Below are 8,471 nucleotides of genomic sequence, written 5' to 3'. Positions count from 1 at the left end.
GGCCCATCCTTGGGCGACGCATACGCAGACGGTAGATAATGTCCGAACAGGAACAGGCTGAGATACGCCTAGAATATTCCCGGCTCAAACAGGAACACGCCGATTTCGACGCCGCCATCAACGCGATGATCGCCATGGGCTGCGACCCGCTCCAGGTCCAGCGCATGAAGAAGAAGAAGCTCCTTCTGAAGGACCGGCTGATGGCGCTGGAAGACCGCATCATCCCCGACATCATCGCCTGACCGGAGCTTTCCTTCGCTCGAAGGCTACGAGATCGAGAGCCGTGCCGCGCGCTCGCGCAGCAGCGCGACCAGTTCGCCTGTCCGCTCCTCTGACGTATCGATCGGGACCACCAGGCACATCGTCGCCTCGATCTTGCCGGGCGACGAGAAGACCGGCGCCGCGAGGCATTTGGTGTAGGCGTCGACAAGGCCTGACGTCACGCAATAGCCGGTGACGCGAGCTTTTCCGATATCGTCGACAAAATCATCGAGCTCGATCTTGCGGCCGTCCGGCAGCACGAGATCCTCTTCCGAGATCATCGCCTCGATACGGCTCCGTTCGAGGCCGGCGAGCAGCAGCCGGCCGGAAGCGGTCCAGGGAAGCGGTATCTGCAGGCCGGTGGCCGAGCTGATGCGGAACGGCCGGGTACCGGGGCTCGAATGGACGATCGTGTAGCGGCCGCTCTGCAGCATGCAGAGCTCCGAGGTCTCCCCTGTCTCGCGCGACAGCGTGTCGACCTCCTGCCGCCCGCGCCTGAGCAGATCGTTGCCGCGCATATAGGCCATTCCATAGAGGTAGAGCTTCTTGCCGAAATAGACGCGATTGCCGTCGCCGGTCATCTCCAGCAGCCCGGCATCGACCAGCTCGCGCACCAGCGTATAAGTCGTCGAACGCGGCGCGTTGAGCCCTTTCGCCAGCTCGCCGATACCGATCGCGCGCTGGTTTGTGTGCAGGAACTCCAGAATGTGAAGCACCCGGTTCAGGCCCTTCTCGCGTGAATTGGCAGGCTTCTCTCCATCCACGCCGGCGGCCTGCCATTCGCTCTGCGTCTTGCCATCTTGCATTGTCGATTCCTAATGCTAGTATCTGTCTTGTACAGGATACATGCGTCTCTTGTAAGAGACAATATCTATCGATCACCGGCGCATGCATCGCTGCTTCATTGGGGAACACACCATCAAAGGAGGTCGCCGTGAACGACACATCCGGCAGACGTGATTTTCTGAAATTGGGAATGGCGGGACTTGCCGCCGCCGGCGCGCTCACCGCGGTCAGCGCCGAAAAGGCAGCCGCGCAAGCCGCATCCGACAGCGTGCTGCGCACCGCGCTCGACCGCGGCAAGCTGATCGTCGGCACCGGCAGCACCAATGCGCCCTGGCATTTCGAGAATGATGCCGGCGAGCTGGTCGGCATGGACATCACCATGGGGCGCATCCTCGCCAAGGGCCTCTTCGACGATCCGACCAAGGTCGAGTTCGTCATGCAGGATCCGGCGCAGCGCATTCCGAACGTGACCACCAACAAGGTCGACATCACCATCCAGTTCATGACCATGAGCGCGCAGCGCTCGCAGCTCATCAACTTCTCCAGGCCTTACTATGTCGAGGGCGTCGCGCTGCTGACGCTGCCTTCGTCCGAGAACAAGACCTTCGACAAGCTGCTGGCCGGGGGCTCCGCCACCCGCGTCTCGATCCTGCAGAATGTCGACGCCGAAACCTCCGTGCACTACGCCTTGCCGCAAGCGCAGGTGATGCAGATCGACACCCAGGCCAACGTCTTGCAGGCGCTGGAATCCAAGCGCGTCGACGCCGCGGCGGTCGACCTCTCCACCGTGCGCTGGCTTGCCTCGCGCAATCCGGACAAGTATTTCGACGCCGGCAAGAGCTGGTACTCGATGCTTTACGGCGCGGCGCTGAGACAGGGCGATCTCGACTGGCTGACCTTCGTCGACCAGACCTTCACCATCGCCATGTTCGGCCATGAGACGGCGCTCTACGATGCCGCCTTCAAGGAATATTTTGGCCAGGAGCCGCCGCCGCGCCACCCTGGCTTCCCAGTCATCTGACAAGGCCCATTTCGCAAGCCGGCGGAAGGCGATGTCCTTCCGCCTGTTTCTCCTCGACACGGGCCGTGCGACAACGAATCCTACGTTCGTCATCGCAGGCCATTGAGACGGACGCATGGGCTATACGCTCAATTTCAATCTGATCTGGCGGCATTTCGACAAGCTCTCGGGCGGCCTACTGCTCAGCCTCGAGCTTGCCTTGATCTCGATCGCCATCGGCATCGTCATCGGGCTGGTGCTGGCGGTCTGGTATGTCTCGGCCGGACGCATCGTGCGCGGCATCATTGCGGCTTACGTGGAATTCATCCGCAACGTGCCGCTGATCCTCTTGGTCTATCTGGTCTTCTATGGTCTGCCGACCGTCATCGACATCGCCTACAGTGCGCAGACCTCCTTCGTGGCGACCCTCGCCCTCTACAGCGGCGCCTATCTGGTCGAGGTGTTCCGCTCTGGTCTGGAGGCCGTGCCGCGCGGCCAGATCGACGCCGGCAAGGCGATCGGCCTGACGCCCTGGCAGCGGCTGCTGCATGTGCGCCTGCCGACCATGATGCGCATCACGCTGCCGGCGCTGTCCAACACCTTCATCTCGCTGTTCAAGGACACGTCCGTCGCATCCGTCATCTCGGTGCCGGAGCTGACCTACGGAGCGCAGTGGATCAACTTCAACACCTTCCGCATCGTCGAGGTCTATCTCGTGGTCACGGCGATGTATCTGGTGACGGGCTACGCCCTGCTCTTCGCCCTGCGGCTGGTCGAGCGCTGGTACAGGACGGCGCGCTGATGTTGAGCCAGATCGCCTATGCCCTGCCGTTCCTTGCCGAAGGCTTCGCGCTGACGCTCTGGGTGTCCTTGCTCGTCGTGGTGCTGTCGCTGATTGCCGGCGTCATCCTCGGCGTCGGCCTCGTTTATGGGCCGGCGCCGCTGCGCTGGACGGTGCGCATCTTCAGCGACACCATTCGCGGCATTCCGATCCTGGTGCTGATCTTCTTCGTCTATTACGGCCTGCCGGCCGTCGGCGTGCATCTCCAGTCCTTCTGGGCGGCGGTGCTGGCGCTGACCCTGTTCAAGACCGCCCAGGTCGTCGAATATCTGCGCGGCGCGGTCGCCTCGATCCCGAAGGGCCAATCGGAAGCGGCGTTGGCGATCGGCCTGACCTTCCGCCAGCGGCTTGCCTACGTCATCTTCCCGCAGGCTTTCCGCCGCTTCCTGCCACCCTGGATCAATGGCGTCACCGACGCGGTGAAGGGCAGCGCGCTGGTCTCGCTGCTCGGCATCACCGATCTGATGCAGGCCATCAACCAGATCATCGGCCGCACCTATGAGGCGATGCCGCTCTATATCCTCGGCGCCCTGCTCTATTTCGCCGTCAATTACGCGCTTTCATACGCCAGCCGGCGGCTGGAGCAGCGCTTCGCCTTCATCCGGGAATAGCACGATGGCAACCAGTTCCAACGACAGCCCAGCGCTTCTCGATATCGCCGAGGTCTCGAAATCCTTCGGTCCCGTCGAGGTGCTGCGCTCGGTCAGCTTGCAAGTGGCGAAGGGCGAGGTGGTCACCGTCATCGGCCCGTCCGGCAGCGGCAAGACCACGCTGCTGCGCTGCGTCAACTTCCTCGAAAGCTATGACAGCGGCTCGATCCGCATCGACGGCAAGGAGGTCGGTTTCCGCGACGGCGGCGCGCGCCAGCGGCGCAGCGAGCGCGACTTGGCCGCCATGCGCGCCGAGACCGGCATGGTGTTCCAGGGCTTCAACCTGTTCCCGCACCTGACGGCGGCCGGCAACATCATGCTCGGCCTCACCAAGGTGCGCGGCAAGAGCAAGGTCGAGGCGCGCTCGATCGCCGAGCATTGGCTGGGCCGCGTCGGCCTCGCCCACAAGGCCGACAGCCTGCCGGCTGAGCTTTCCGGCGGCCAGCAGCAGCGCGTCGGCATCGCCCGCGCGGTTGCCATGGAACCAAAGATCCTGCTGCTCGACGAGATCACCTCGGCGCTCGATCCGGAACTCGTCGGCGAGGTGCTGGCCGTGGTGAAGAGCCTCGCCGAGGACGGCATGACCATGGTGATGGTGACGCACGAGATAGCATTCGCCCGCGATGCCTCGAGCCGCATCGTCTTCATGGCCGACGGCGGCGTCAGCGCCGTGGGGCCGCCCAAGGAGGTTCTCGCCGCGGAGACCACCAATGAGCGTCTTCGCACGTTTCTGGCGCGCTTTCGCGCCTCGCAATTCTGAAATCGGACGGCCTTCGCCGTCCAAGGAGCATTCTTCCATGACGCCTTACACCCGGCTCGCCGAACTCGGTCTGACGCTGCCCGAGCCGCCGACGCCCATCGCCAACTTCGTCACCCATGCCGAAAGCGGCCGGCTGATCTTCCTGTCCGGCCAGGGGCCGCTGCGCGCCGACGGCACGCTCTGCACCGGCAAGGTCGGCGAGGACGTGACCGTCGAGGAGGCGTATGAGCACGCCCGCCTCACCGGCCTCAACCTGCTTGCCGTCATGCATGCGGCGGCGGGCGATCTCGGCCGCATCGTGCGGGTGGTGAAACTGCTCGGCTTCGTCAACGCGACACCGACCTTCAGCGACCACCCAAAAGTGGTCAATGGCTGCTCCGACCTCTTCGCCGATGTCTTCGATAGGATCGGCGGCCATGCGCGCTCGGCGATCGGCGTCGGCTCGCTGCCTGGCAACATCACCGTCGAAATCGAAGCGGTCGTCGAGATCGCCGCCTGACCTTCATGGAGTCCACTCAGATGAAAACCTATTCCGACACCGGCTCCAACACCACGATCCGCGAACGGCTGGGGCTGCGTCCGATCATCAACGTCTCCGGCACGATGACGACGCTCGGCGCCTCGATCATCGTTCCCGAGGCGATATCCGCCATGGCCGAGATCGCCTCGCAATGGGTGGAGATGGACGATCTGCAGCGCGCCGCGAGCACCGTCGTCGCGCGCCTTACCGGCGGCGAGACCGGCTTTATCACCGCCTGCTGCGCCAGCGGAATCACCATGGCGATCGCCGGCGCGATGACCGGCACCAATCTGCTCGCCATCGAACGGCTGCCGGACGGCACCGAAGGCCTGAAGTCGGAGGTCGTCATCCAGCTCGGCCATATCGTCAATTACGGCGCGCCGATCGACCAGTCGATCCGCGTCGCCGGCGCCAAGGTCGTGCCGGCGGGCACGGTCAGCGTCACGCAGGACTATCACGTGCGCGAGGCGATCAACGAGCGCACGGCGGCCGCACTCTACGTCGTCGCGCACCACACGGTACAATACGGCATGCTTTCGCTGGAGGAGTTCTGCGAGATTTGTCATGCTAAAAATATTCCGGTGATCGTCGACGCGGCCTCGGAATACGACTTGCGGAGCTTCCTCGCGCGCGGCGCCGACATCGTCGTCTACAGCGGCCACAAATTCCTGAGCGGCCCGACCAGCGGCATCGTCACCGGCCGCAAGGACCTTGTGCGCGCCGCCTATCTGCAGAACCGCGGCGTCGCGCGGGCCATGAAGGTCGGCAAGGAAAGCATCGCCGGCACCATGGCCGCACTTGAGGCCTGGGAGAAGCGCGACCATGCCGGGATCCGTCGCCGCGAGGAGGCGGCGCTCAATCTGTGGAAGGACGCACTCCAGGGCATTCCCGGCATCGGCGCTGAGATCATTCCGGATCCGACGGCCAATCCACTCGACCGCCTGCAGGTCTTCGTGCGCCCGGAAAGCCGCTTCACCGCCGCCGGCCTCGCCTCGGCTTTAGCCGCCGGCTCGCCGCCGGTCATCGTGCGCAACCACGAGGTCGAGCGCGGTCACTTTTTCCTCGACCCGTGCAACCTTCACTCCGGCGAGGCGGAGATCGTGGCCGAGCGCCTGCGTGCCGTGCTGACGGCGAAGGAGCGTCCTGCGGAAGCGATGAAAGCGGCGCGCAAGGATTCAGCCGGCGCGCTGCGCTGGCCGGACTAGCACCGGCCTGCAACTACCTTGACAGGGCGGCCATCCGGCCTGCGAGGAAATCAACGAACAAGCGGGCTCGGACCGGTAGCTGCCGCCCGAACGCGTGCACGATATGGACCGGCATGGTAGGCATCGCCACCCCGGGCAGGATGCGAACCAGGCGACCAGCATCGAGATCGTTCTGCACCGCAAACTGCATCAGATGAGCGATGCCGGCTCCGGCAAGCGCCGCCTGCCGGATGGCGCCCCCGTCGTCGGTGTCGAGGCGCCCGTTCGGCACGATCTGTGTGCCGTTCGCAAAAGTGACGGGATAGGGCCGCCCTGCCATCTGATGGCGGATGAAGTCGTGGTCCTGCAGCGCGTCTATCGAGGCCGGGTGGCCCCGCCGCTCGATATAGACGGGCGCGGCGACCAGCACGATCGGAAGATTGCCGATCTTGCGGGCGACGAGACCGGTGTCGGACAGGTCGCCTAGGCGCACTGCCATGTCGTAGCCCTCACGAATCAGGTCGGCATGGCGGTCGGTGACGCTGAGCTCCAGTTTCAGTTCGCCATGTTGCGAAAGGAAGAGCTCCGCCCACGAGGCGATCAGGCCGCGCCCGAGCTCGATGGGTGCGGTGACTCGCAACAGGCCCCGCGCCGTATCGGCCATCTGGACGATATCTTCAGCGTCGTCGAGCGCCCTCAGCAGCGGCGCGACCCGCTCGTAATAGGCGATGCCTTCGCTGGTCAGGCCGAGGTGGCGCGTCGAACGTTGGATCAATCGCACGCCCAGCCGCCGTTCCAGCCGCGCCACGCTTTTCGATACCGCCGACGGGCTGGAGCCGAGCAGACGGCTGGCTGCGTGAAACGAACCGGCATCGACGGTGCGAACGAAGGCGACAAGACCGGCGGTCTTTTCGAGGATTGTCGTCATTCCAGAATTCCAGGCACCAAAGAAATGATCAGGCTGATCCTAATACGCCTTCCGATCATCACCAGATACGGCTCATCATCAACACAAGGAGAGATTTGATGAGCAGACTGGCCGAAAAGGTCGCTATCGTCACCGGCGCTTCGAAAGGCATCGGCGCCGCCATCGCCAGAGGATTGGCGGCAGCCGGCGCTGCCGTGGTCGTCAACTACGCCACTTCCAAGGACGGTGCTGACCGCATCGTTGCGGAGATCAAGGAAGGTGGCGGCCGGGCGATAGCCATCCAGGGCGACGTCTCGCTGGGCGACGACGTGCGCCGTCTGTTTGAGGCGGCGAAGTCGTCCTTCGGCACCATCGACATTCTGGTCAACAATGCAGGCGTGTTCGAATTCGAGCCGCTGGAAGCCGTAACCGAGGCCGAGTTCCATCGCCAGTTTGACACCAACGTGCTGGGCACGATCCTGACCATCCAGGAAGCGGCGAAACATTTCGGCCCAGCGGGCGGCAGTGTCATCAACATCAGCTCGATAGCCAGCCTGAACCCGCAACCCAATTCGCTCATCTATGCCGCAACCAAGAGCGCGGTGGATTCGATCACGCTGTCAATGTCCCGGGAACTCGGGGCTCGCAACATCCGCGTCAACGCAATAGCTCCGGGCGGCGTCGACACCGAGGGGCTGAAACGGGTAGGCATCGTAGGCAGCGAGTTCGAAAAGGAAATCATTGCGAAGACCCCGCTCGGCCGTTTCGGCCAGCCCGAGGACGTCGCCCGAGTTGCGGTCTTTCTCGCTTCCGATGAGGCGTCTTGGCTAACCGGTGAGCGCATTGCCGCCTCTGGTGGCTGGCGATAGGCGTCGGCCGGAGCATCGATCATGCGCAAACGCGTCCGAATCCTTGCGGCTCGTAGCGAATTCCGCTAAGGCGCGCCTTTGCCGCCGGGAGCGATACCCTTGACCGATCAGCGTGCCGACGTCGCCATCATCATGGGCAGCCAGTCCGACTGGGCGACGATGCGCCAGGCGGCGGAAACGCTGGATGCGCTGGGCATTCCGCACAAAAGGCTGATCGTCTCGGCGCACCGCACGCCCGACCGCCTCTATGAATTCGCCAAGGGCGCCAAGGCGGCCGGCTACAAGGTGATCATCGCCGGCGCCGGGGGCGCGGCGCATCTGCCCGGCATGACGGCGGCTATGACGCCGCTGCCGGTCTTCGGCGTTCCGGTCGAATCCAAGGCGCTGTCGGGCCAGGATTCGCTGCTCTCCATCGTGCAGATGCCGGCCGGCATTCCGGTCGGCACTTTAGCCATCGGCAAGGCGGGCGCGGCCAATGCGGCGCTTCTCGCCGCAGCTGTGCTTGCGCTGAACGACGAAAAACTCGCCGCCCGACTCGACGCCTGGCGCGCGGCCCAAACTGCCAAGGTCGCCAGCGAGCCGGCGGACACGCCGTGAGCCTGGCGCCGGGATCGACCATCGGCATCATCGGCGGCGGCCAGCTCGGCCGCATGCTGGCGATGGCAGCGGCGCGCCTCGGCTACCGCACAATCG

The 8,471-nt window shown here is 64.5% G+C and carries 11 protein-coding genes and 1 pseudogene; 10 read left to right on the top strand and 2 right to left on the bottom strand.

Features of this window, described 5'->3' with window-relative positions:
• Positions 1-38: 38 nt before the first annotated feature.
• Positions 39-242 (top strand): DUF465 domain-containing protein, encoded by a 204-nt coding sequence (locus EOA38_RS20260; protein ID WP_126091507.1) that lies wholly within the window; start codon positions 39-41, stop codon positions 240-242.
• A gap of 24 nt (positions 243-266) precedes the next feature.
• On the opposite strand, the gene EOA38_RS20255 is transcribed toward EOA38_RS20260, so the two are convergent.
• Positions 267-1,067, bottom strand: a complete 801-nt coding sequence (locus EOA38_RS20255) for an IclR family transcriptional regulator (RefSeq protein ID WP_127300053.1) — start codon at positions 1,065-1,067, stop codon at positions 267-269.
• Between the two features lie 128 nt (positions 1,068-1,195).
• Between EOA38_RS20255 and EOA38_RS20250 the strand changes: the two genes are divergently transcribed.
• The 6 genes from EOA38_RS20250 (at position 1,196) to EOA38_RS20225 (ending at position 6,023) form a co-directional block, all read left to right on the top strand.
• Complete coding sequence (locus EOA38_RS20250) at positions 1,196-2,068, top strand: transporter substrate-binding domain-containing protein (RefSeq protein ID WP_126091505.1); 873 nt, start codon at positions 1,196-1,198, stop codon at positions 2,066-2,068.
• 115 nt (positions 2,069-2,183) lie between these two features.
• A complete protein-coding gene (locus EOA38_RS20245) occupies positions 2,184-2,849 on the top strand; it encodes an amino acid ABC transporter permease (protein WP_127300052.1) in 666 nt (221 codons plus the stop codon).
• Complete coding sequence (locus EOA38_RS20240; protein WP_127300051.1) at positions 2,849-3,499, top strand: amino acid ABC transporter permease; 651 nt, start codon at positions 2,849-2,851, stop codon at positions 3,497-3,499. Before EOA38_RS20245 ends, EOA38_RS20240 begins: the two co-directional genes overlap by 1 nt.
• 4 nt (positions 3,500-3,503) lie before the next feature.
• Positions 3,504-4,298, top strand: coding sequence for an amino acid ABC transporter ATP-binding protein (locus EOA38_RS20235; RefSeq protein WP_127300050.1), 795 nt, complete (start codon positions 3,504-3,506; stop codon positions 4,296-4,298).
• A 37-nt stretch (positions 4,299-4,335) separates the two neighbouring features.
• Positions 4,336-4,797, top strand: a complete 462-nt coding sequence (locus EOA38_RS20230) for a RidA family protein (RefSeq protein ID WP_127300049.1) — start codon at positions 4,336-4,338, stop codon at positions 4,795-4,797.
• Between the two features lie 20 nt (positions 4,798-4,817).
• On the top strand, positions 4,818-6,023 hold the full coding sequence (locus EOA38_RS20225) for an aminotransferase class V-fold PLP-dependent enzyme (protein ID WP_127300048.1): 1,206 nt from the start codon (positions 4,818-4,820) through the stop codon (positions 6,021-6,023).
• Positions 6,024-6,036: 13 nt separating this feature from the next.
• Here the strand turns inward: EOA38_RS20225 and EOA38_RS20220 are convergent, their stop codons facing one another.
• Positions 6,037-6,930, bottom strand: a complete 894-nt coding sequence (locus tag EOA38_RS20220; protein WP_126091499.1) for a LysR family transcriptional regulator — start codon at positions 6,928-6,930, stop codon at positions 6,037-6,039.
• A 98-nt stretch (positions 6,931-7,028) separates the two neighbouring features.
• On the opposite strand from EOA38_RS20220, the gene EOA38_RS20215 reads away from it, so the two are divergent.
• The 3 genes and pseudogenes from EOA38_RS20215 to EOA38_RS40460 all read left to right on the top strand — a co-directional run.
• Positions 7,029-7,778: a glucose 1-dehydrogenase gene (locus EOA38_RS20215; RefSeq protein ID WP_127300047.1), complete on the top strand. Its 750-nt coding sequence runs from the start codon at positions 7,029-7,031 to the stop codon at positions 7,776-7,778.
• A 99-nt stretch (positions 7,779-7,877) separates the two neighbouring features.
• Complete coding sequence (purE, locus tag EOA38_RS20210; RefSeq protein WP_126091497.1) at positions 7,878-8,375, top strand: 5-(carboxyamino)imidazole ribonucleotide mutase; 498 nt, start codon at positions 7,878-7,880, stop codon at positions 8,373-8,375.
• Positions 8,321-8,471 (top strand): annotated as a pseudogene (locus tag EOA38_RS40460) (5-(carboxyamino)imidazole ribonucleotide synthase); the annotation flags it as partial. The gene purE and the pseudogene EOA38_RS40460, both read left to right, overlap by 55 nt.

The organism is Mesorhizobium sp. M1E.F.Ca.ET.041.01.1.1, from assembly GCF_003997355.1.
Classification (GTDB): Bacteria; Pseudomonadota; Alphaproteobacteria; order Rhizobiales; family Rhizobiaceae; genus Mesorhizobium.
The sequence above is the reverse complement of the archived record's forward strand: the minus strand, read 5'-3'. Positions and strand labels throughout refer to the sequence as shown.

What these genes read in the sequence shown, in the direction of transcription:
- EOA38_RS20260 (WP_126091507.1), top strand. Translation starts at nt 39, where the DNA reads ATGTCCGAACAGGAACAGGCTGAGATACGCCTAGAATATTCCCGGCTC.
- EOA38_RS20255 (WP_127300053.1), bottom strand. Translation starts at nt 1,067, where the DNA reads ATGCAAGATGGCAAGACGCAGAGCGAATGGCAGGCCGCCGGCGTGGAT.
- EOA38_RS20245 (WP_127300052.1), top strand. Translation starts at nt 2,184, where the DNA reads ATGGGCTATACGCTCAATTTCAATCTGATCTGGCGGCATTTCGACAAG.
- EOA38_RS20240 (WP_127300051.1), top strand. Translation starts at nt 2,849, where the DNA reads ATGTTGAGCCAGATCGCCTATGCCCTGCCGTTCCTTGCCGAAGGCTTC.
- EOA38_RS20235 (WP_127300050.1), top strand. Translation starts at nt 3,504, where the DNA reads ATGGCAACCAGTTCCAACGACAGCCCAGCGCTTCTCGATATCGCCGAG.
- EOA38_RS20230 (WP_127300049.1), top strand. Translation starts at nt 4,336, where the DNA reads ATGACGCCTTACACCCGGCTCGCCGAACTCGGTCTGACGCTGCCCGAG.
- EOA38_RS20225 (WP_127300048.1), top strand. Translation starts at nt 4,818, where the DNA reads ATGAAAACCTATTCCGACACCGGCTCCAACACCACGATCCGCGAACGG.
- EOA38_RS20220 (WP_126091499.1), bottom strand. Translation starts at nt 6,930, where the DNA reads ATGACGACAATCCTCGAAAAGACCGCCGGTCTTGTCGCCTTCGTTCGC.
- EOA38_RS20215 (WP_127300047.1), top strand. Translation starts at nt 7,029, where the DNA reads ATGAGCAGACTGGCCGAAAAGGTCGCTATCGTCACCGGCGCTTCGAAA.